The 20853-nt window shown below is 41.9% G+C and carries 19 protein-coding genes; all 19 read right to left on the reverse strand.

Going from position 1 to position 20853, the window contains the following annotated elements; genetic code table 11:
• Positions 1–115: 115 nt before the first annotated feature.
• A complete protein-coding gene (locus tag HMPREF9469_RS05540; protein WP_007859997.1) occupies positions 116–967 on the reverse strand; it encodes a DUF2238 domain-containing protein in 852 nt (283 codons plus the stop codon).
• A 14-nt stretch (positions 968–981) separates the two neighbouring features.
• Positions 982–2043, reverse strand: coding sequence for an NAD(P)H-dependent flavin oxidoreductase (locus tag HMPREF9469_RS05545; protein WP_007859999.1), 1062 nt, complete (start codon positions 2041–2043; stop codon positions 982–984).
• Positions 2027–3418, reverse strand: a complete 1392-nt coding sequence (locus tag HMPREF9469_RS05550; protein ID WP_227884071.1) for a radical SAM/SPASM domain-containing protein — start codon at positions 3416–3418, stop codon at positions 2027–2029. The genes HMPREF9469_RS05545 and HMPREF9469_RS05550 overlap by 17 nt, the downstream gene beginning before the upstream one ends.
• Before the next feature lie 287 nt (positions 3419–3705).
• Entirely contained in the window at positions 3706–4206 is a 501-nt protein-coding gene (locus tag HMPREF9469_RS05555; protein ID WP_040415028.1) for a hypothetical protein, read from the reverse strand.
• A 262-nt stretch (positions 4207–4468) separates the two neighbouring features.
• A complete protein-coding gene (locus tag HMPREF9469_RS05560) occupies positions 4469–5494 on the reverse strand; it encodes an Mbeg1-like protein (protein WP_007860002.1) in 1026 nt (341 codons plus the stop codon).
• Positions 5495–5521: 27 nt separating this feature from the next.
• The gene (locus HMPREF9469_RS05565) at positions 5522–6205 is read right to left on the reverse strand and encodes a hypothetical protein (protein ID WP_007860004.1); all 684 of its coding nucleotides are present in this window, start codon (positions 6203–6205) and stop codon (positions 5522–5524) included.
• 112 nt (positions 6206–6317) lie between these two features.
• Complete coding sequence (locus tag HMPREF9469_RS05570) at positions 6318–6647, reverse strand: hypothetical protein (protein ID WP_007860006.1); 330 nt, start codon at positions 6645–6647, stop codon at positions 6318–6320.
• A gap of 249 nt (positions 6648–6896) precedes the next feature.
• Positions 6897–7229, reverse strand: coding sequence for a lysophospholipid acyltransferase family protein (locus tag HMPREF9469_RS05575; protein WP_050814436.1), 333 nt, complete (start codon positions 7227–7229; stop codon positions 6897–6899).
• Positions 7230–7584: 355 nt separating this feature from the next.
• Positions 7585–8487 (reverse strand): permease, encoded by a 903-nt coding sequence (locus HMPREF9469_RS05580; RefSeq protein WP_007860010.1) that lies wholly within the window; start codon positions 8485–8487, stop codon positions 7585–7587.
• Positions 8488–8615: 128 nt separating this feature from the next.
• A complete protein-coding gene (locus HMPREF9469_RS05585; protein ID WP_007860011.1) occupies positions 8616–9605 on the reverse strand; it encodes an aldo/keto reductase in 990 nt (329 codons plus the stop codon).
• A gap of 363 nt (positions 9606–9968) precedes the next feature.
• Complete coding sequence (locus HMPREF9469_RS05590) at positions 9969–10862, reverse strand: LysR family transcriptional regulator (protein WP_007860013.1); 894 nt, start codon at positions 10860–10862, stop codon at positions 9969–9971.
• Positions 10863–10971: 109 nt separating this feature from the next.
• Positions 10972–12069, reverse strand: a complete 1098-nt coding sequence (locus tag HMPREF9469_RS05595; protein WP_007860014.1) for a DUF362 domain-containing protein — start codon at positions 12067–12069, stop codon at positions 10972–10974.
• Between the two features lie 57 nt (positions 12070–12126).
• Entirely contained in the window at positions 12127–12672 is a 546-nt protein-coding gene (locus HMPREF9469_RS05600; RefSeq protein WP_007860015.1) for a hypothetical protein, read from the reverse strand.
• 47 nt (positions 12673–12719) lie between these two features.
• Positions 12720–12983, reverse strand: coding sequence for a flavodoxin (locus HMPREF9469_RS05605; RefSeq protein ID WP_322746749.1), 264 nt, complete (start codon positions 12981–12983; stop codon positions 12720–12722).
• A gap of 104 nt (positions 12984–13087) precedes the next feature.
• A complete protein-coding gene (locus HMPREF9469_RS05610) occupies positions 13088–14938 on the reverse strand; it encodes a DUF6262 family protein (RefSeq protein WP_007860019.1) in 1851 nt (616 codons plus the stop codon).
• Positions 14892–16226, reverse strand: coding sequence for an RNA-binding domain-containing protein (locus HMPREF9469_RS05615; protein WP_007860020.1), 1335 nt, complete (start codon positions 16224–16226; stop codon positions 14892–14894). Before HMPREF9469_RS05615 ends, HMPREF9469_RS05610 begins: the two co-directional genes overlap by 47 nt.
• Before the next feature lie 114 nt (positions 16227–16340).
• Entirely contained in the window at positions 16341–18629 is a 2289-nt protein-coding gene (locus HMPREF9469_RS05620; RefSeq protein ID WP_007860021.1) for an AAA family ATPase, read from the reverse strand.
• A gap of 4 nt (positions 18630–18633) precedes the next feature.
• Positions 18634–19353 carry an ABC-three component system middle component 1 gene (locus HMPREF9469_RS05625; protein ID WP_007860022.1) on the reverse strand — a complete coding sequence of 240 codons (720 nt, stop codon included), beginning with the start codon at positions 19351–19353 and terminating at the stop codon, positions 18634–18636.
• Positions 19346–20623 carry an ABC-three component system protein gene (locus tag HMPREF9469_RS05630; RefSeq protein ID WP_007860023.1) on the reverse strand — a complete coding sequence of 426 codons (1278 nt, stop codon included), beginning with the start codon at positions 20621–20623 and terminating at the stop codon, positions 19346–19348. The genes HMPREF9469_RS05625 and HMPREF9469_RS05630 overlap by 8 nt, the downstream gene beginning before the upstream one ends.
• Positions 20624–20853: the final 230 nt, after the last annotated feature.

A 20853-nucleotide genomic window follows, 5' to 3' on the forward strand; every position in this document is an offset into this window, starting at 1 on the left:
CAATATTTTTTTCATGAGTTCCTCTCTCTTTCTTTTAACCATCAACAAGTTTCTATGATAATATAACACCTTGTTTTTGTTTGGGATTTATTTATCCCTCCATTTCTCCACAATCCTATTCCGTTGGATCTGTGCTGCCACCGCTGCCGCAACCACAAGAATTACAATTAATATCCCGCGCATTCTGCTTCTCCTTTTTCACTAGAAATTGATCTACAAATTTCCCTTTCTGCTCTGATTTCATATAGTGGTATCCCATCACTGAAAACACAAGCGCACCGATAAAATTCACAAATAAATCCTTCATCGTATCTAAAAGTCCGATATCTAAATAACCGCCGAGCCCTAAATCCTGTCCATTCACAATCACGCTGGTAATCTCATGTATTGCTGTCGGGTGATTGCCTCCGGCCGGGTCCAGCATAACAGAGGCAAATCCCTGTATTACCGTATCCTTCTGCATATCCAGGCCAAACATAAGATCACAGCCGCACTCAAAAAACTCCCACATGATACCTACGGTCATGGAGAAACAAAACGCCACAATCACTACAAAAATCGGTGAAAGTTTAAATAAGAATGTTTCATTTTCATTCAAAAGCTGAACCAGCGAAAATCCAATGGCCGCCACGATAAACCCATTGAGTGTATGCAGCATGGTATCCCACCAGGGAAACCATATATAGAAAGCCTCAATCTCTCCCAGGATTTCCGCACAGAAAATAAAAAGCAGTATGGTGTTCTGTACTGCATCCGGAAGTCGGATATGCCACTTTGATTCAATGAAGCTTGGCACCATAAAAAGCAGTATGGTTGCAAAGCAAAGAAACACATTTTGCCAGTCTCCGTTTTTTACCTGAATTGCCAGAACAACAGAAATCAATAGCCGAAGCAGAAAATAAAGGACAAATCCGCCTTTGTGGCTGCTGATCTGATAGAGCAACTCCGGATACTCCTCCTCTTGCATAAATGGCTCTCCTCCTATACTCCCAATTCTTCCAACACCTGTCTGACGGTCTGTATCCCTTTAATCTGTTCCACCTTTGCACTGCAGAATAATAATCCATGCTCAATATCACCGTTTACTGCATTGATTAAGGCCTGAGAAATACAATATTTTGCTGTCGTTGGATTACACGATTTCAGGCAGTTATAGCAAAAATCAATCTCCTCACGGCCCTTCATCATCTTTTCTACAAAGGCATTCCTTATGGCCCTTCCCGGCATTCCGACAGGACTGTCGATAATAACCACGTCTTCTGCCGATGCCCGTACAAATGCCTGTTTATAAGCATTGCTGGCATCGCATTCCTCTGTGGCTACAAAACGCGTCCCCACCTGCACACCGTCCGCTCCCAGTCCTAAAAAATGCTCCTTATCCTGCGCGTTAAAGATACCGCCTCCAATGAATAACGGAATTTTTCTCTGATACACTTCTTCATACACAGATTTTAACAAAGCCGTTTTTTGCACCTCTCTGTCAAACGCCTCCGCAGTCTGCTGCAGATTTTCAAGCTGTTCCCTGCTATATCCCTGATGTCCCCCCGAATAGGGGCTTTCCATCACCAGGAAATCCGCCGTACAGGAATACCTTTTGCTCCACATTTTAAGAATCAGGGAAGCAGCTTTTTCTGATGACAGCACCGGCGCAATCTTAACATCCGTTCCCAATGCAAACTTTGGAAGATCGACCGGAAGTCCCGCCCCGGATATGATGGCATCCGCCCCTGCGTCTATGGCTGTCTTTACATACATACCATATAGCTGCGTCACGGACATAATATTTACCGCGACTGCTCCCTTTCCATCTGCCGCATATTTGGCTTTCTTTATTTCAAACGGAAGCTCCTGTAAGTTTGCCACCTCCGGTTTTGATCGAAATAAAGGGGAGTCATATCCGATCTGGGCGGTTGATATGACTCCCATCCCCCCTTCCTTTGCTACTGCTCCTGCCAGTCTGCCGCGGCTGACGCCAATACCCATTCCACCCTGGATAATCGGTTTGTCTAATACCAGGTTTCCTATCTTAACGTTCGGCATCATAATCCCCTGCGCCACACTTTCCACAGGCACGGCAGGCTTTTCCCGACTCGTTCCATAAGCGGTCGGCCACCGGCGCCCATTTTCTTGCAGTTTCCACACACTTATCTGAAAATTCTTTTGCACTCTCCAGGTTCTGATAATCTGTACTCTTAGCTCCGCTTCGTTCCACTATCTCAGTCAAACGCCCCGGATTGTCCAGAACCGGACATGGGCGCAGCATGTTCTCGTTCCACGGCTGGTTATCATGGTAGCCCATAAACAGCGGGGAACAGTATGCCTCTAATAGCGTCTTTTCCCGGATATTAGAATCCGAATAGTGTACAAATGCACACGGTTCAATATCCCCGTTGGCATTGATATGTAAATAGCTCCGGCCTCCTGCAACGCACCCGCCCACATATTCACCGTCATTCCAGAAATCAATGGTAAAGATCGGTTTTGTACTTCGGTACGCGCGGATCTTGTGATACATCATTTCCCTCTGCTCCGCCGTCGCCATCAGTTCCGGCACCGCCCCTTTCCCGACCGGCATATAGGTAAAGAACCAGGCGAACTTTGCTCCCATCTCAATCATCTTATCAAAATATTCCTCGCTTCCAATTACCTCCGCATTGGCCGAGGTATAGCAACAGGAAATACCGAATGGCAGTTTTTTCTCCTTTAAGATATTCATGGCCCGTATAATCTTTTTGTAGGTTCCTTCTCCTCGCCTGGAGTCTGTCGCATCTTCAAATCCTTCAATACTGATGGCCGGTATGAAATTTTTCACCCGCAGCATTTCTTCCGCAAAGGCCTCATCAATCAGCGTTCCATTGGTATAGGCGGAAAAGACGCAGTCGGGGTGATCCTCGCACAGCTGTATCAAATCACGCTTTCTGACCAGGGGTTCCCCGCCTGTAAACAGATAAACATAGGTTCCCAGTTCTACCCCCTGCTTTACGATATTGTCCATCTCCTCATACGTCAGGTTCATCTGATTTCCGTACTCTGCCGCCCAGCAGCCGGTACAATGTAAATTACAGGCACTTGTAGGGTCTAAAAGAATCGCCCAGGGAATGTTACACTGGTACTTTTCTTTGTTTGCCTCCTGTCGCTGATATCCAAGAAGGCAGCCGTTGATGATAAAATTTTCAAACAGCCGGTCCCGCACACCGGGATCTATATCCTTGCAAAGACTCATAATAAGCTGATACCAGTTATTTTCCTTATCATTTATCACACTCCGGACAGCGTTTCTCTCATCTTTCAGAGTGCCTTTCCGGTCAAATAAGTCGAACCAGTTAAGAAGCTTGGGAAGATTTTTTTCCGGATCTCTGTTCATATATCCCAATGCTGTTTTTATGGTCAATGTCTCCATACTTTCCTTAATCACTATCTTTTGTCCTCCGATTTTCTATTTCTTAATGCGTTTCTTTTCAGAATACGCATGAATCTGTCCCCAGACAGGCATAGGAAAAATTTCTTATGCCTGCTTTCTGCCATACATCTGTAATCTCCTTTATTTTCTTTTTTTAACGATTGCCGAAATGACTCCTACTACGACAACAACTACCGCTACAACGACTACTTTTCCTAACATATGTCATATCCTCCTTTCCGTTTCAATAAGTGAATGATATCAACTCATTATTTGCGTTTTAATAAGATTCTGTTTGATTATTATTAATTGTCGTTTTTTGCCGCCTCGACCATGCTTTGTCCGATTGTAAACATCCCGCCAACCGTCAGATAAGTGCCGGCCGCCAGAATATAGATCTCCATACCCTGGCCTGATTTTCCCAAAACCACCAGCACAAGAACCCATGCAAACACCGATTCTATGGCGGGCAGTATCCACCATTTATCTCCCAACCCTTTCCTGCTGGCAGCAAACTTTGCCTGAATCCAGGCTCGCCAGCCGAAGAAAAAAGCTGATATAAAATTTGTTGACAACACGACTATATTGTTAAACAGGATACAGAGCATTTCCAATACCGCTACCAGCGCATAGAAAGCAATTTTCAACCGATCCTCTGTGTCCCACTCTTTTTTATTAACGTCTGAATCTTTAGCAATGAAAAAATAAAAATCCATAAAAAAAGCTGATCCTAATATATTTAAGGCAATACCCGGAAGAATGGTAAAGACTGCACCAATCAGGAATGCAGCCATACCGCGGATCATTTTCTTTTCTTTAAACAATTTGGGTAACAGTTCAGGACGGCGGGAAAATGGGTGCAAAAGCGGGCGTTAAGCTTGCTTATAAGACCGTTTTTGCACCCATTTTCCCATCGGATGGACATCCGATGCTTCTTGACCCGCTTTTCCGGTCAAGAAGATGAGCCGTCCTGAACAGTTACCAATTTGGGATAATTAATCGCCTTCCGTTCTTCCCAAAAAGAATAAAACAGCTTTCCAACCACTTTTTTGGAGCTTTTTTCAGAACTTACCATTGCAAATAATATGGCTTCAAATCCACCGGCATCACTTTTTGCAAGTTCTGATGTTGTTCTTGCTCCTCCTGCTTCCAGAGCATCAAAAAATTTCGTACAAAAAGTTCCCGTTCCTCAAAATCCGCGCTTTCAATCCAGCGGTCAAAAATCCCATCGTAAATCCAGGCTTTCTCCGCCAGCTGCCGCGCTGTCACAAAATGGTTCCCTTCTATCTGCCAGGAAAAGGCATCATGCTGTAAAATTCCATCCGCGCTGCTCTTTACAATAAGACCAGAATTCATCGCCACTGTCTGCTCCGTCCCATTTACAGGACTGTTACACCCAAACAGCATTCCTATAATACTAAACTCCGGCACTATTTTTATTATCCTGCCTTGAATATCCTGGTATTTTTCCTCATCTATCATAGCGGGGCAAAGCCCCGGACTGTCATTCATATAGATTGCATCAATTTGTTCCTTTGCCTCTTCGCTGCACATCATCGCCCCATAAACGGCTAAATTTCCTCCCTTGGAATGTCCACCGATTCGATAACGTACCGTGCCGTCTTTGCATATTGTTTCCTCCAGATACCCGGCAGCTCTTTTCTGTGCCGGTACAACCTCAAAACCCAGCCGAAAGGATTCCCTCCAGCCAACGATGGTATTATCTGTACCACGAAAGGAGATGTAATCAATCCCGTCCTCCAATACAAAATGCAGGGCCGCAAACTGTGTCATTTCCTGTTCCCGATCCATGACGTCCCGGTATCCCCAAAGCATAATGTCTCCATATCTTTTAGAAGCCGCGGCTTTTTTTAATAAATCCGGATCAGCCGGGGACTTGCTTTCCCGGTGCTCAGAAAAGAAATTCTCCGCAGCGCACATCAGGGAAACCGGATTTTTTTCTGTCTCCGACACAATACCATCAAAGTCGAAATAGGACAGACAGGCCAGGATTAGGTTGTCTACCTCATTAAAAGGTGCTTCCGACCATAGTAAATCCCCTCTCCAGCGCAGATAAGAAATTATATTTCCCAAAAAATCACCTCTGTTTCTCAGTTTGTATCAACTTCTGCTCTCTAAAAATTCCTTTGGCAGATCTATCTGTCCTGTATCAAATCTGACACAGGTAAAGCCATTATCGCCCTCCTTTTCAAAACCGGATATATTCTTTTCACTCTTTACTTCCAGACACGCATAAGTCTCCTTGTCAATTGCGTACTGATATCTTTGTTCATAGTTGGCAAATTTAATGGAAATGGCGTAAATATCGCAGTCGCGCCCCACAACCGTTACCTGGCCGGTTGGCGTTTGATTGAAAGTCAGTCTGGCCTTTTCCACATAATCCCCAAAATCCTTTGTCAGCTTTTTTACATAGTCCGGCTGGTATTTATCGGACCCCTGCCTTGTAAATGTTCCGTTTTCCGGCTGATAAAGTATGTAATTCTTTCCCTCAAGCAAAAATAAATATTCCTGATCCGCCTCGTAATAGATGTTGCCGTCAGCATCAACTGCCTTTGAGATGGTTCTCACGATCCCATCTTCACCGGAAACCTCATAGGTAATAAAATACTGACTGGGAAGCGTTACGGTATGATACACCATTGGGGCCGCTTCTGTTTCTATCTTTGTGTCATTGCCTCCCGCCGTATCATTGTTACCGCCGACCTGTACTTTTACAGGACTGCAGCCTGTCAAGAGACACATCAGTAAGCCGCCTGATAAAATACCCGCTATTATTTTTTTCATATTGATTCCTCACTTTTTTATGAATCTGTAAGAAAAGCCGTTATGGCTGATCGTTTTATAAAACCATCCATCCAGAACGGCTTATCCCATCTGTGTTTACTAACGTTACTATTTACATAAAAATCAAATTCAAATTTGGGAAACCACCACTGACATTCCAAACGACAAACATAATTACCAGAGCAATTACAAACGTAATCGCGCCTGTAAGATAGCGTTTATTTCCCTCCAGTACACCTTTTGCAAGCTGCTTTGGGAGCAGCAAAAGAGTCACGGAAATTGCCAAAAAGAACGAGGCGGCGAATACCATTGCCGATCCTATTCCTAACGGAATATTTGCAAAAAACAAAATCACGGAACCTACAATCCCAAGCAGTGCAATCGCCCACGACATATATCTGGTTCCTATTAACAGCCAATCAATACTTTCAAATAACTTCATAAATAATCTCCTCTCGTACTTACATTTTATTTTCCTGGTCTGCAGTGTCATTCTCCCGGTTCCCTTCCATTCTGCTGATCATGTTGAAATAATAACATTTCTTTATTTCAATTTGATTCGGGTATTGTTTGAGAATCATTAATTGCTGTTTTTCTTTGGTCTGCGACCACTCTAATATACCTGACGCGGTTTGCTTTCTTACAGGCTAACGCAATTCCTCCTGACACAAGCAATACCAATACCGCCGTTTTACTCCAAAAGTTTATCCACAGGTTCTGCCTCCATGATTGTTTTTTCAATTCTTTTCTTTACAACGGCAGCAATTTCCGGTGTTTTCCAACCACAATATTCCTCGTACGGAATGGGGTCCAGAATATGCACCTGCACAGTGGCTGGTTTTATACTGCTTTCATCAAACGGTTTGTAGGAATCTAAAAGTGCCACCGGTACAATGGGACACTTTGCTTTTACCGCTGCTTTAAAGCATCCGCTCTTAAAATCCAGAAGCCGGTTCCCCTGCCTGCTTCTGGTTCCTTCCGGGAATATCAGACAGTTTTCTTTCTTTTTGACGCGTTCAGCCACTTTCGATATCACCCCCCCCCCAGCGACTGCCGGGTATCGTTCCGGTCAATGGGTATGGATTCCATACATTCAAATATTTGTTTTACCAGCGGCACTTCCGTCAGCTCTTTCTTTATCACCGCAGAGAATGGAATTTCACACGCAGAACCAAATTCAGCCTTTTCATATGTATTTATGATCCTTTCATTTTTCTGCAAGCATACACCCTATTTGTTTTCAAAATTATTGAGTAATGTTTGAGTAATATTAAAACAGACTTCCGATATGACGTACCGGAAGCCTGCAATTCTCTTTACCCTATTGTCTTTACCTTAGCTGTTTCTGGATTACATGGTTCGTTCAGCCCAGTAACATATCAAACCAATAGATTGACTACCCAGCCGGTAAATAGCGAAAATCCCATCACATATAGAACGTACATAAAAAAATGTCTTGCTCCCAGGACTATTTTCAGCGCACCCAGGTTTGTGATTTTCGTGGCTGGTCCCGTTATCATAAAAGAGGACGCGGCACCAAGGCTCATGCCGGAGGCCATCCACTGAAGAAGCAGGGGAATGGTGCCGCCTCCGCAGACATATAATGGTACGCCAATGGTTGCGGCCATCAGCAGTCCAAAGCCCTCATTTCTCCCAAACAGCAGCGCAAATCCTTCCGCAGGAACATAACGCTGAAAGATGGCCGATAAAGCAATCCCCAGCAGGAAATAGCCTCCCGTTGCCCTCACGTTTCGGTACAGATTCTTTAAGAAACGCAGGAACAGGTTGGAGTCTGTGTCGCGATTGACCGGAGCGGCAAACCTGTGAAAATTAAAGAAGCCCTTTTTTCGGAAACATAACCGTACCAGAACCCCGGCCAATGCTCCGCAGGCAAAACTGGATAGCAGACGAATCCAAAAAGCGGCTGGTCCCAGAGCGGTACTGTAAAGCATCAGCTGCGGATTCAGGAGAATAGAACTCATCATAAATGCCGCCAGCCAGTCGTCCTCCATGCCGTTTTCTGAAAATGACGAGGCCAGCGGTATGGTTCCATACATACATAAGGGGGAAAGGATTCCCAGGGCGCTTGCCGGGATTACTCCCAGAATGCCCATAGGCTTATCCTTCATGGAAGCAAACAGACGGTGAATCCTGTCTTTTGCAAATACGGAAATGATGGAACCCAGCACCATTCCAAGTATCCAGTAAAACAAAATCTGTTGCAGCTGTAATGTGAAATAGTACCATAGATAAATAAATTCCCGCTTAAAAATAGAAATCATATGTCTGCGTATCCTCCCGATTTTTGTATCTGCTTTTTTTGCATTGTATCATTTGACAAGAAGATGGCATTTGATTGATGCCCTGCCTCACGGTCGGCTGGAAGGCTGGAAATCCCACTGTGCCCTCTTTAGTTGTCAACAAGCTCCAGCATTTCCGTGGAATACCGTTCCCCCATTACCGGATATGCACCAAGGATTGCATCCAGCTCCTCCAAATCTTCCATGTTTAATTCCACATAAGCCGCGCTCATGTTTTCCATCAGTCTCGCCTCTGACTTCGTTCCGGGTATCGGCACAATCCAAGACTTGCGGGATAACAGCCATGCCAGGGCAACCTGGGCCAAAGACAGCTCCCTGCTTTCTGCAAAACGTCTGATTACCCGGGCAAGCTTTAGGTTTGTCTTTAGGTTCTGCCGGTCCTGAAACCGTGGAATGGATCGCCTGACGTCCTGTTCCGAAAATAATATCGTCTCATCGATTGTGCCTGTCAGGAACCCTTTCCCCAGCGGGCTAAATGGAACAAAGCCAATCCCCAGTTCCTCCAGCACCGGCATCACGTCTGTCTCCGGCCTTCGGTACCACATGGAATATTCACTTTGCAGGGCGGCAACCGGACATTCCCTGTGGGCTCTGCGGATTGTATTCACGCCGGCCTCTGAAAGCCCCCAGTGCCGGACTTTACCCTGGCTTACCAGTTCCCTCATGGTTCCCGCAACCTCCTCTATGGGAACTGACGGGTCTACACGATGCTGATAATAAAGGTCAATGTATTCCGTCTTCAGACGTTTCAGGGAACCGTCCACGGACCGCTTTATGGTTTCCGGGCGGCTGTCCAGGCCCAATACCTTCCCGTCCCGGATATTCCAGCCGAACTTCGTTGCAATCACCACCTGCTCCCGGACAGGCTCCAGGGCCTCCCCCACCAGTTCCTCATTCCGGTATATGCCGTACAGTTCCGAGGTGTCAAAAAAGGTTTCTCCCAACTCCACCGCCCGCCTTAAAAAGGTGACTGCCTCCTGTTTATCAGGAAAGGGAGGATAGCTCTGGCTGAGTCCCATGCACCCCAGCCCCACTTCCGATACCAGAAGACCAGATTTTCCAAGTGTCCGCTTTTTCATACTTAATTTCTCCTATCTGCGCTTACAGGTTTTTATGCTCTGTTCCAGCCATGCTTTTCTTATACTTCTATTTGTAACTGTTCAGGACGGCTCATCTTCTTGACCGGAAAAGCGGGTCAAGAAGCATCGGATGTCCATCCGATGGGAAAATGGGTGCAAAAACGGTCTTATAAGCAAGCTTAACGCCCGCTTCTGCACCCATTTTCCCGCCGTCCTGAACTGTTACTTCTATTTTATCGAATCAGGAAAAAACAGCAATTTTAATTGGTAATGAACATGATAAGTAATACTTATGATGACTGATGGACGCACAAAACCGCACCTGTCTAAACAGATGCGGTCCTTCGGGGCATACCCTCTCGGTCATGATACTGTCAAATGAATCAGCCTGCGGAGGATATCAGCAAATTCCTCAATATAATAATTGGAGTTTTCCTTACGCCAGAATACGCAGAAATTCCGCTTTACCGGTGTTCCGGCTTTCAGCAGCGGCAGACGGATAATACCGGCGCCCGGCGGCAGCGTCCCCACGCTTTCTATTGGCAGAAATCCCCGGTTTCCTATCACCATCAGACGTCCCTCCTCCAGATTCTCCGCAAACAGGAAGTTCCCGCCATAGCCAAGGGTACTCCGGTAATATTCCTGCTCGGTATTCTGCTGCTCCTTTGATGAAATCAGGATGCAGGGTATCTTTCTGAGTTCCCCCAGCTCTATGTATGGCCGGGAGCTGATTTTGCTGCGGCTGGACACCTCCACATAGCAGTCGCACTGTAACACCTGGAAATTTACATACTCGTCAGAAAATGCACGCCTCTGGTCGCTGAGAGCCAGGTCAACACCTCCGAACCGCAGCAGATCATACAGTTCCTCATGGGTTCCGTTTACAATGTCAATAGACACCTCCGGGTAAGTCTCCGAAAACTCCGCAACCGCCTGATGGAGCTCCTGCCCGCTGTAACAGCGCAGGTATCCGATACGCAGTTTCAGCTCATGATCCTGCCCCAGCCGGATTGTCTCATGGCGCAGATGCTCTGCCTCATCCAGCAGCCCCTTACTGTGCCGGTAGAAATATTCTCCTGCCGGGGTCAGGGAAAATTTCCGGTTCTCCCTCCGTATCAGCGTCACACCCAGCTCTTTTTCCAACGCCTGTATCTGCTGTGAAATGGCGGACTGGGAGATAAACATCTGCTCCGCCGCTTCCGTGAAGCTGTTACATTCAACAACTGCAATAAAATATTTCATCTGTCTTAACAGCATGGATATACCACCTCCCGGATTATACTGTGCTATTGACAGTTTACCAGAAATGCAGGCTGGTAGCAATTACGAAGTAAACCTTCATGCGCCCGGCAGCGGACCACAGTAATTAATTATCCATATTTACCAACTGGTATGACCGGCTGCCCAGGCCGATTGCCTCCGCATTTTCCAGTGTGTGGATGCCGTTCCGGTCAGAAATCCGGTTCATCAGGCTTTCATTTCCCTCTGCATGGGATACCAGATCGATACATGCCTGATCCAGCGCCACCGGGTCATTGGAGGCCAGGATTCCTATATCATGGATATCCGGCTCCGCAGGGTTGCCGCTGCAGTCACAATCAATGGATATCCGGTTCATCACGTTGATATAGGTAATACGCTCACCATTTCCCAGATAATCGGACACGGATTTCCCCGCATCCCCCATTGCCTCCAGAAATGCGTCCTGCTCGCCCCCCATAAAGCTGGTTCTGCTTGTGCCGCCGGTATGAATCCAGTTTTTCCCTTCACTGGACCCCAGACCGATGGATATATTCTTGATAGCCCCGCCAAAGCCTGCCATGCCATGGCCTTTGAAGTGGGACAGGACCAAATAGGAATCGTAATCTCCAAATGCGGCGCCCACAAGGTTTTCACTCAGGCGGGTTCCTCCTTCAACCGGAATGGACATGGAGCCGTTTTCATCCTGTATCTGCACATCGGCGATTGCCGTGAACCCATGGTCTTCCGCCACCTGGTAGTGCATGGCGGTTTCTGCCCGGGAGCCGCCGTAGGCTGTATTGCACTCCACAATGGTCCCATCCACGGACTGAACCAGATTTCCAACCAACTCCGGACGCAGATAGTTGCTGGCAGGCGGCTCACCGGTTGACATCTTTACCGCTACGTTCCCGGTCGGCTCCCATCCCAGGGCTTCATAAATTCCCACCAGGGCCTCCGGAGTTATGTCGGAGATAAAGTAGACCACCGGCGCATCCTGGGAGTCCGTCCGGTATTCGAGGGAGGATATGGGAATCTCCGCTCCGCCGTTTACCGTAAGTGTTCCCGTGTCTGCCGATACCGCTGTTTCCCCTGTCTGTTCTGCCGCTTCTTCTGATGTTTCTTCCGTTGCCGCTGTATCTGCTGTTGCCTGCGTCTGCGGTGTCGCTGCAGCAGATGAACCGCCTGCACAGCCCGCAAGTGAAGCTGCCAGCGCAGCACCCATGGCTGCTGCCAGTATCCTTTTTTCTTCATAAAATTCCTCCTTTTCCTTTGTGATGATTTATAGTTTTTGTACCTTGGTAACTCTCTGCTTTTTCTGCAGCATCTTCCCTCCATAATAGGTAAGGAATATGCAGGTTCCCATAATGGACGCCTCCTGAATCAGAAATTGGAAAGCAGTCCGCCAGCTGTCCCAGATTAAAAATTCGTTGGTCAGAAACAGATATACATAAAATCCCTGCTGCCAGAAGGACACTACGCCGTTACATGCAATCAGAAACGCAGCGGCCCGCAGGGCGGAGACAACTATCCGGGGCAGTTCCCTTCCCGACAGCTTTCTCCCCATGGACATCATCATGCCTAGCATATCTGCCAGCAGAAGCAGGTTTACCGCCGCCTGCAGAATACGGAAGGCATTGTATTTCCCTTTTCCAAGGGAACGGTACCACCCGCGGTTTAGAAAGTTGTGAGTAAGAAAAAGGAACAGCATGGCAGCTCCCAGGCATTCATGGGCCAGCTCCCCTGTGTATTGGAACGCCATAAGACCAAACAGGATAAAGGTCATCAGAATATCTGTGATACGTTTCAGTTTCGTCCGGTTCTTCATGTCGTACCTGCCTTTGGTTTTCTCTTTTCAATTCTGCTGCCTGCGCTTTAATCCTCTGCCGTCTGCCCGATTTTCTGCATCCACTCTTTTATGCCTGCCGCAGTATCCTCATCGGCTGCTCTGCTGCCCCGAACCTCATAGCCATCTAAGATGGTTGCGTCCGGGCACAGCTCACGGATCACGGACACTCCGCTTCCCAGACCGCTTCCCTCATGGGAGCAGAACGGGATTACGGTTTTACCGGAAAAGTCGTATTCCTCCAAAAAGCTGGAAACTGCCATTGGTGTTGTCCCCCACCAGTTTAGGATAATAAAACTTGTATTATGTAGTGTAACCCTTTATTTATCAGCATTTGAACAGCATACACACTTTTTGCTATTTCTATTTAGTCTCCGCTTTCTGAACATCTAATCATCTACTTCATTGACAGCTTTTCCACTTTTCTTGTCAGCATTATATTCTCTTTTTTCAGGCGTTCATTTTCTTCCAATAACTTTTTTATCTCATTCTGGTAGATTTCCACCTGTTTCTCCATACTTTTCTCGCGGACTTCCCGTTTAATCTGCGCCAATTTTCCTTGATCTGTCTTTTCTCTTTCTTCGTCCAACACAGACTTTACTTCTTCATTTTTGTAAAAGAAACCCTTGGACAGTCCTGTATTTTGTGAAAGTTCAGATACCGATAGATTTTTACCTTCTGTAGAAGCTCTGCGAATCTCTTCAACAGCACGTTCTATTTTTCTTCTGCTTTCCTGGCGATTTTTCTCATTCATCTTATCGTATTTTGCCATTAACAAATTTCCTCCCAGGCTGCTTTCCATCTTTGCATAATACTCCATCGACTTTTTCACCAGTTCTTCATCCAGCAATCCGATATGTTTCTTTACCATTTCATCCGTTTGATAACCCATATAATCACGGATTACCTGAATAGAAGTACCGTTTCTATACAATGCTTTGCATACTTCTTTTTGATAGCCATTCCCTTTAAACACATACTCATCTGTCAATATACCAGACCTTCTGCATTGTTTCATAATTGCATTTTGAAATCTTTCTGCCGTAAACTTTTTCCCGTTATTCAGGAAAAGCTGGTTTTCCACAGATATGTGATTTCTATCCGAATATTTCAGGACAAGCCAGTGCAAAACATCTGGAATCGGTATGCTTCTGGTGGTATCCGGTACCTTCAGCCAGCTATTCTCATTTTCGTAGTAAAAATCCGCATTTTTCAAAAGAAATAGCTGTCCCTTCTTGATACCTGTCGTAAGAAGAATAAGACTCATAATACGAAGATTGTCTGGAAATTCTCCGAGATGGCTTGTTAACAAATCCAGTTTTCGATCCAGATTATCAATTTCATTTACGGCCGGATAGCTCTTCTTATAATACAGGGGAATCGGATTAGAAAACTCGTCGATACAATCTGTTACCTGCAGATAGTGCAAAAATGACGAAATAACCCTCAGCTTGTTATTATAACTTTCGGCAGAGATATGCTGCATAGATAATCTTTTTAAATATTCTTCTACCGAATTATGCTCAATACCTGTTATGTTCTTTTCACGCTCTTCCAAAAACCTCAAGAACTCCTTGATATAAGTATGGTGAATACGAATGGTTCCTAAATTTAAAGAAGTGACCGTCAAAAGATATTTCAGGTATCTTTGCAGGCTCTGACGATTATCGTTGAAATGAATATCTAAAAAAGAAAAACTTTCAATGGCATTGCTTCGGCTATATCTCTCTGACGAAATATTCAGTCTTTCCGTAAACCAGACATTAGCATCCCAATATATTTCCTCCGCTTTCAGAAATAATACCTTACGGCAGAAAAAGATAATTTTTTTTGGACTCAAACAAGGATTGCCATATTCCTCTTTAAGCATACAAAAGTATTCCTGCTCTTGATCCAACTCCATTTTCATAATATCTCTCATTCCGCTTTTTTCAGTATAACAAAACAGGCACTTGAGCGGAAGCAAGTACCCGTTTCGTCTCTCTGCTTTGTTTTTTATTGATTTTACAATCTCATTCAGAAGTATTTCTATCTGCATCTTGACCTTTTCGTCAAGAGCTTTGCTAAAATCCCAGTATAGGATTTCCTGTTCGGACTCTTTTTCAAAGGTTCTGGCGACAGTATCACTGTAATATTCCGGCAGATAGATTTCCTGATTCAGCGGAAGTTTTCTCTTCATATCTTTTTCTCTGAGTAAAATGCTATTTAACAACCCATTGTCCTGATCTACGTCCACCAAGACGCTCAATCATTCCATCTTCCTGCATCGTTTTCATAAGACGTTTTATTTTACGTTCGGAGCAATCAAGTGTGCGGGCAATCTGTAGCTGCGTTATATACGGATTTTTATTTATCACAAATATTATTTTTTCTTCCAAAGTGCCATTTAAAGTGCCATCCAAAGTGCCATTTTGTCCTTTTGGCACTTTAACGCCCATGTAAGGTGTAAATTTTACCATAATATCTTCTAAATGAAGTGTATATTCCGGCATTGGAACACCATGTTTTTTACACGTCTCGCAGATTTTTTCGATTCCTCGTCCCCACGTTTCCACATATCCTGCCCGGAAAAACCCATTAGCTATATTGGGGTTATAGGGCTGTGAACGATGTCTTTCCATCAAAGTTTCTACTGTCCATCCTACCGGAAAAACACAATCGTTACTGATGTATACCGCATCCTCATGTATCCTAATCTGTATTGGAACTAAGGCCGCATAATTAGAATGGATAATTGCATTATATACCGCTTCCCTAACTGCCGCTTTCGGAAGAGGATAGGTCTCAATTCTGGTGACATTGTCATAAGATATGATGGCTTTCATATATTTCAGATAAATCAATTCTATGACCCTGTCCGCCTGTATAAACAAGGAGCCGTGAATCTCATCCTGATAGCGCAGATCAGATCCTTTACCAAAATATCCAATTTTAATATATGCACCCGTTACCCATTTTTCCGGATTACGATGAAATAAAAGAATCGCTGCTCGTTTTAGCTTCCCCTGCTCAAGAAGGCCGAGGCTGTCCAGAAGCTGTTCGTTGCTCATGTTCAAATCATTTTCCATCATACGACCGCTGCGCAGAGCTTCCCGCCGGAAAATATCAAAGCTCTCTTTATCCAGATCTTCAACTGTAACACCATCCACCGGAACTGCGTCCCATTTATATCCCGTTTTAGACAGTAAAAATTCCGTCAAGGCGGCTCCCTTGAGTAGTTGCTTTGTACTGCCGCTGCGATAATGATATTCTCCCTTATAATTAACCGGATAGCTACTTGGATTCACATATATTTCGATGTAATCTTTTCCATCCTGGGTCAGCAGATTGACATCTACGATAATGCCAAGGATATCTCGCACTTTATTTGGAATATCTTCCAACAGCTTTTTGCTGTCTGGCACACCAATGACGTTACCGTTGTCATCGGTTCCAATATATATCTTGCCGCCCTGAGCATTTGCAAAACCGCAGATCCATTTCAAATACTCATCACGCCAGGATTCTTTCCATTCTGTGTTTTGATTTTCTGCCATTCACTTTCCTCCAAATTGACCTAACGTAAAGTATATCTTGTTTCTGTCTAAAATGTCCTCAACAGAAATATTACAAATTTTAATACTATGGTATGAAGAACCGCCAAATCACCATCAATCTTCTGTCACTGTTTTCATATAGAGTTCTCGCATATTCTGCTCTAAAACCCTCATTCCTGCACGTTTAAATTTATACCGAAGCAATGCTGCTTTCGCCTCTTCATGCGTAGACAATACAATTTGCCCTATTCCCTGCTGTGTCAACAAATCCGCAAGTGAAATCGCACTAATGTCATCAATTGTCTGAAGTGGATCATCTATCAGTAAAATATCGAGCCCTTTTGTATCACCATACACATTTTTTATTGAAAGCAAAAATGCAATTGAAAGACCATTCAATTGTCCTGTGCTCAAAATATTATAAACATCACTTCCACTCTTAGAAACCGCCTCAAATACTAACTGATTAGTTTTAATGATTGCTCTAATTCCCAAACCCAATGGATAATTTTGTATAATTCTTCCGCTATATACCATTAATGGAATTTTAATTGCATTTAGAAGCTGTGTTTGATATTCTTTATTCGCATCTTCATATTTACTAATCAATGTTTTTACTGCATCTGTCATGGAATCTGTTTTCTTTTTGTATTCCTCATAATTATCTTTTAGTTTTTTTAGTCGTGTTTCTTCGGTAGAAAGCCGTATAGAAAGATTATCATTAAATAACTTTGCAACATATTGTTCTTTGCTTTGCAACTCTTTCACCGTGTGATAAGGTTTTTCATTATGATAATAGGTATTATGAATCGATTTATACAATTCAATTTGCTTTTCTTGAAAAATAATTTTATTTGGTACTTCCTTTTCTTGAAGTTCTTTCAACAAGTTTTCATATTGTTGAGAAAATTCTTCAATATCAAACTTTTTAATCTCCTGAGATTTAAACTCTGGTATTTTTACTTTATTCAACAACTGTTGTAATTTCTCCACTGATAGATTTTTACATCCTGATAAAGTATCATCCATTTTTATTAGTACTCTATTTTCCTCAAGAAATGCTTTCAATACAGGGATAATTTCTTTTTGAAATAAGTTTGTTATTTGTGTTTCAAGATCTTCTATTATTTTTATGCCATCTGTATGAATATTTTTTATAAATTGTTCCGTTTCTGTAATAGCTGCATCTATATCCGCAAACTCTGTTCCACACAATGGACATTTGCTTTTATTAAACTTTCCGGACTCCGCAGCATTATAAAATTCCTTAATTAGTCCCCTTCTTGCTTTTGTCATCTGTGCCAGAACTTTATCTGCATCATCCAATTGACTTTGTTCTTTTTTCTGGTTCAATAATGATGTTTTTATTTGTGTTACAATTTCTGGCTTTATTTTAATTTTATTGAACAATGTTTCATCTACTGACCAAACATTGTTGGTATAATCCATCAATAATTCTTTACTCTTATTTAACGCTTTTATGAGACTTTCTTTTTTTTTAAGTAATTCAATCTCCTGTTGATAAAACAATGCCATATATAATTGTTTCGGTGATTCTTTCAATTCCCTTATAATAGCATTATTTTTATATCGAATGTATTCATCATAGTTTTCTATAAATCCTTCAATTTGTTTAAGCTGCTGAACAACCGTTTCATATGCAATTCCTTGTTCCAATTTTATAACATCAAATTTGTATTCAGCTTCGTCAAATAATCGTATATTTTCTCCTGGCAGTTCCGCATTCAAGACAATATGCTCTGCCTGACGTTTTATCTCATTTACTTTTTTACCTATTTCATCTATTTGTTTTTCTTTATCCCCAATTTCTTTTTCTACTCTTCCCATAATACTTTCCTGAACAGATTTCAGCACCTGGATTTTATCTGTTATCTCTGTGTCATCTAAAAGAGAGGATACAGAATCTTTTCTATTTTTATACTTGTTCTGTAAAAAATCCAAAGACTCACTTTGAGAAATATATGTACCTATATCAAACATATTTGAACTCAAATGAAGTTTATCGTATAATTCTTCCTGGCTAATTTCTTGGTTGTTAAGTGTGATAATACTCTGAAACTCATTTTTACATAAAAGTTTTCTTTCTACGTATATTTCATCTGAAACATCAGATGATAAAATTGCTGATATAACTATATCCTTATTTATATCATTTGCCAGAGTTCCTAAGGTTTCTGTCTTCCTATTTTGTAAACTAGGGTTAAAATGCTTTATTTTCCCGGTCACCAAAACTTCAATAGCATCAAATAATGTAGTTTTACCATATCCATTTTGACCATCTAAAATTACAATATTACTACTCATAAAATCGAATTTTAAGGGTTTATTACTTGTAATATACTTAAAATTTCTAATACATAGATTCTTAAATGTATATCCCATCCAATTACTCCTCCAATATTTTTTGATATATTATATCAGACAATACTTCTACATCAAAAGATTCTTCTTCTATTGATTTTATAAACATATCATTTATCATTTCAACATTCTTTTTTTGTTTCCGTATTCCATCTATTTTTTGTCTTACCATTTCACCAAAATCATTCATAACTGCCTTTGGAAAGATTGGATTAAAAAATGGAACTTTGCTTAATAAACGAGTTAAAAATTGTACCTGCTCCGATTCATCATTCAAGAACTGTACCTCTTCTAATACTGTATCAAGCATTGGTTTCCCATTGATTTTCAATGACTCGCACCATTTTTCGAAACACTGCTGTTCTTTTTCCGTATAATAGAACACATATTTTTTATAAAAAAATTCATTTTCTTCAATTTTTATGATATATGGATACAATGTTTCCTCTATATGCTCCACCTTCCAGAACAATATCATATAAGAATCGCTTGGTTTCGGCTTTTCTATAACTGCATATGCATCGCTATTCAGTGCCGCATCTTCAATCTCTGCCAAATTATCCCGATTCTCATCATCTATTTCAAGTTCTGAAAAATAGTAATACTTACTTTCTTCTCCTGATACATCCACAAATAGTTGCACTTTATCATTATATAAGTCAATCTTTGTATCTTTATCTTTTTGCATTGGAATAACATTTCCTCCATTTAATAAACGGATTATATCCAATATAGTACTAATCATGATTACCTCCATTTTGTTCAAATTTTTCTTTCAATTCCTGAACCGAAATTAATTCTATATCTCTATAATATCCACCCACTTTATCTGGAGAACTATTTTTCCAGCCGGATGTAATTTGTGCTTGGGATAAAGTTCCCGAATAACTTCCCGGAATAATCGTAATACTATTTCCTGCCAATATATCAATAATATCTGTATTATTAACAATATTTTGAAAAATACTTTGTAGCGCTTGTTCTTTCCTAGCACCACGTGTAAGATCTAAAAACGTAGGTATGACCTGTCTGTTTGGTGCTTGTGAATACTTCGATTGTAAATATAACCCACAATTATCCCCTGTAACTTTTTCTGGGGTATTACTTTGATACAACAATTCGTAAATTTCACTTTGAATTTTATCGACTGAAAGATTTTCTACCAAGGTCAATTCGTTCTCCCACCCATCTACTTTACTCGGATTAAGTAATTTGCAAAACTGACCATAATCAACAATTCCAGCTATTTTTTCATACCCACATTTGGCAGCACATATTCTATCACAATTTTCTAAAGAAGTTGCACATTCATCTTGGCATAAATTATTCAAGGCCTTTTCAATATTTTGCATAACATATTCGTAAATTTTTTCTTTCAAATAATACTCTTTTCGCACATCTTCTTTATCGACGGCAGACTCCATAATTCCTATAATATCCGAAAAATCTATTACATATTTTCTTTTTTTTAAAACCTGTTTATGCATTTTTGCGATACTATCGTCTAAAAACAAACATAACTCCGCATATACAACTTCTGCCACCTTGTCAGAGTATCCTCTACTTCTCAAATATAATAAGATTTCTGTATTTATTTCATTCTTGACATCACATACACTCACCACTTTTGATGATCTTTTATATAATTCAATACTTGCACTGTATGTATTAGATGCATCATTCCAATCTTTTATTTCCTTTGCAACTGTAAGATAGCATTTTGCTGTCGGATTACTGAATTCAGACCTATGTTTCAATAATTTGTCCATCGCTTCACTATAACTATTCCATTTATTTTTAGACAAATAAGCCTTAACCTGATGAAATGATTTATATTCCGCATCACAAATAATACAAAAATCCTCTGTTTTTTCTAGTTCAACGGAGTAGGAATCTATACCTTTGCCTTTATCTTTGTCTATTTGATTTATTAACTCTAGGACATACAATAACATCATTTTCCCTTGATAATTGAACCCACTCCATGTTGGTATTGCGTCATTACCTCTACCCACAACATTACTCCTTATAATTTTTATACTCTCATTATACGACAAATAAATAATAAGTCGAGGTAATCATGAAAAAATAAAGATGATTTATTGAGTGACGAGACTGTGTGTGGAAAGTTTTTATATCTTTTAAATGCGGTATCTTATTGTTATCCCTATGCAGGAATTTGCCCGAATATATATTTAATACACTCTCATTATCTTAAGTATTTAAAATCGAAATATTCAATATA

Origin of the sequence: [Clostridium] citroniae WAL-17108 (assembly GCF_000233455.1) — a bacterium.
GTDB lineage: Bacteria > Bacillota > Clostridia > Lachnospirales > Lachnospiraceae > Enterocloster > Enterocloster citroniae.

Excerpts from the sequence above, each read along its gene's own strand:
- HMPREF9469_RS05540 (WP_007859997.1), bottom strand. The coding sequence starts at position 967 with ATGCAAGAGGAGGAGTATCCGGAGTTGCTCTATCAGATCAGCAGCCAC.
- HMPREF9469_RS05545 (WP_007859999.1), bottom strand. The coding sequence starts at position 2,043 with ATGATGCCGAACGTTAAGATAGGAAACCTGGTATTAGACAAACCGATT.
- HMPREF9469_RS05555 (WP_040415028.1), bottom strand. The coding sequence starts at position 4,206 with ATGATCCGCGGTATGGCTGCATTCCTGATTGGTGCAGTCTTTACCATT.
- HMPREF9469_RS05565 (WP_007860004.1), bottom strand. The coding sequence starts at position 6,205 with ATGAAAAAAATAATAGCGGGTATTTTATCAGGCGGCTTACTGATGTGT.
- HMPREF9469_RS05570 (WP_007860006.1), bottom strand. The coding sequence starts at position 6,647 with ATGAAGTTATTTGAAAGTATTGATTGGCTGTTAATAGGAACCAGATAT.
- HMPREF9469_RS05580 (WP_007860010.1), bottom strand. The coding sequence starts at position 8,487 with ATGATTTCTATTTTTAAGCGGGAATTTATTTATCTATGGTACTATTTC.
- HMPREF9469_RS05585 (WP_007860011.1), bottom strand. The coding sequence starts at position 9,605 with ATGAAAAAGCGGACACTTGGAAAATCTGGTCTTCTGGTATCGGAAGTG.
- HMPREF9469_RS05590 (WP_007860013.1), bottom strand. The coding sequence starts at position 10,862 with ATGCTGTTAAGACAGATGAAATATTTTATTGCAGTTGTTGAATGTAAC.
- HMPREF9469_RS05595 (WP_007860014.1), bottom strand. The coding sequence starts at position 12,069 with ATGGGTGCTGCGCTGGCAGCTTCACTTGCGGGCTGTGCAGGCGGTTCA.
- HMPREF9469_RS05600 (WP_007860015.1), bottom strand. The coding sequence starts at position 12,672 with ATGAAGAACCGGACGAAACTGAAACGTATCACAGATATTCTGATGACC.
- HMPREF9469_RS05615 (WP_007860020.1), bottom strand. The coding sequence starts at position 16,226 with ATGGCAGAAAATCAAAACACAGAATGGAAAGAATCCTGGCGTGATGAG.
- HMPREF9469_RS05620 (WP_007860021.1), bottom strand. The coding sequence starts at position 18,629 with ATGGGATATACATTTAAGAATCTATGTATTAGAAATTTTAAGTATATT.
- HMPREF9469_RS05625 (WP_007860022.1), bottom strand. The coding sequence starts at position 19,353 with ATGATTAGTACTATATTGGATATAATCCGTTTATTAAATGGAGGAAAT.